Annotated in this window: 5 protein-coding genes; all 5 read left to right on the top strand. The window is 39.1% G+C overall.

Going from position 1 to position 1,802, the window contains the following annotated elements; all coding sequences use genetic code 11:
* Positions 1-180 (top strand): hypothetical protein (locus tag N3F66_14810; GenBank protein ID MCX8125417.1); only part of this gene is annotated, 180 nt, incomplete at its 5' end.
* A gap of 9 nt (positions 181-189) precedes the next feature.
* Entirely contained in the window at positions 190-564 is a 375-nt protein-coding gene (gene rbfA, locus N3F66_14805) for a 30S ribosome-binding factor RbfA (GenBank protein ID MCX8125416.1), read from the top strand.
* A gap of 3 nt (positions 565-567) precedes the next feature.
* Positions 568-990, top strand: coding sequence for a tRNA pseudouridine(55) synthase TruB (gene truB / locus N3F66_14800; GenBank protein MCX8125415.1), 423 nt, complete (start codon positions 568-570; stop codon positions 988-990).
* Complete coding sequence (locus tag N3F66_14795; GenBank protein ID MCX8125414.1) at positions 953-1,510, top strand: hypothetical protein; 558 nt, start codon at positions 953-955, stop codon at positions 1,508-1,510. Before truB ends, N3F66_14795 begins: the two co-directional genes overlap by 38 nt.
* A 129-nt stretch (positions 1,511-1,639) precedes the next feature.
* Positions 1,640-1,802: 30S ribosomal protein S15 (gene rpsO, locus N3F66_14790; GenBank protein ID MCX8125413.1), on the top strand; the 163-nt coding region annotated here is incomplete at its 3' end.

The raw sequence follows: 1,802 nt of genomic DNA, 5'->3' as shown, positions 1-1,802 counted from the left end.
GTGTATGATGGTAAGCTTAATTCATTAAAGCGGTTTAAAAATGATGCTGCTGAAGTAGAAGCAGGACAGGAATGTGGGTTTACCCTGGAAAATTTCAATGATATCAAAGAAGGGGATAATTTTGAATCGTATCAAATTGTTGAGATAAAGAAGAAATTAGAAGACTCCTCACGAGGATAACCCTAACGTATGAGTTTTAGAAAACAAAAATTAGAGACGCAGATAAAGAAACTTGTTGGCACTTTGATAGTTACTGAAATCAAAGACCCTCGCATTGGCTTTGTGACTGTAACAAATGTTGAATTAAGTAAAGATTATGCCTATGCAGATGTATATGTTTCGGTTTTAGGTGATGAAAATGATAAAAAGAGAACACTTGCCGGCTTGCAGTCTGCTCGTGGATTTATTCAGTACAGAGTTGGCAAAGCATTGAGTATACGTACCATTCCTGAAATCAGGTTCCATCTTGATACATCCATTGAAAAAGGTGTGGATATGGTGAACCTGCTTGAAAAACTAGAAAAGGAATCTTCAAAGAATAATAGTGGAAGCAGTGAAACGTAATATATGAATGCCCCACATATAAATGATTGTGTGTTGCTTGTAGACAAGCCTACGGGATATACTTCATTTGAAAGCATACAGAGCATTAAAAAAAAATTAAAGGTAAAAAAATGCGGTCATGCGGGTACTTTGGATAAGTTTGCATCTGGACTACTAATTGTATGCATTGGATGGGCAACAAAGCTAGTACCGTTTTTTATGGGAATGGACAAACGATATATTGCCACGATTCAGTTAGGTGTGGCAACTGACACTTTTGACAGTGAAGGGCAGGTCATTGTGCAAAGTGCTCCTCAATGCACGTTGGAAGATATCAAGTCATGCATCGATACATATTTTACAGGGCATATTCTTCAAGTCCCCCCAGAATATTCAGCCATTAAAATTAATGGGAAGAGGGCATCAGACAGGGGTACGAAAAGGTGAGGCGGTGGCGATAGCTCCAAGATCAGTCCATATTCGTGAAATTGCTGTGATTGATTTTGATGCAGATCGTTCACAGGTAACACTCGATGTTACCTGCAGTAAAGGCACATATATCAGGGCACTGGCACGTGATTTAGGAGTGCGACTCCACACTGGCGCCCATGTTACAGCCCTGCGCAGAATTGCAATAGGAGATTTCAGCGTTGCTGATGCTATCACAGTAGAACAATGCGATGAGCTGTCGCACACAATATGTGAGGGGGGAAAAGGTGTATATAGCCCATTTGAGGCACTTGCCAGTTTTGGCATCATTGAAGTAACACATGATGCTTTGCTTAAAATTAAGCATGGTAAGCCACTTACCTGTGATGATATTGTACATGAAACTGGCGGTAGCATATTCAGGGTTGTGCCGCAGAGCACGCAACATTTGGTGGCACTGGCTGTTAAGGATGAAAAGGGGTACAGGTGCAAAAAAGTTTTTATTGAAGAGCTTAATAAAATTGGTACAATGAAATAATAGTATACCCCCTTTTTATAATTTATTTCTTGACTGTTTTTGACTGCAAATAGCACTGTGAATATAAATGATTACAATAAATACAATAATGTAGAATATAGTGATTGTAAGGAGGAGTAAAAAAGTCGTATGGTAGAAAAAAGCGAGATTATTAACAAATACCGGCTGCATGAAAAGGATACCGGATCGACAGAAGTTCAGATAGCCCTTTTAACCGAAAGGATTAACCATCTGACAGAACATTTTAAAGTGCATGTGAAAGATCATCATTCACGGAGAGGCTTGCTAAAGC

The organism is Spirochaetota bacterium, assembly GCA_026414805.1.
Taxonomy (GTDB): Bacteria; Spirochaetota; UBA4802; order UBA4802; family UB4802; genus UBA4802.
This window is presented reverse-complemented; position numbering and strand designations above follow the sequence as displayed.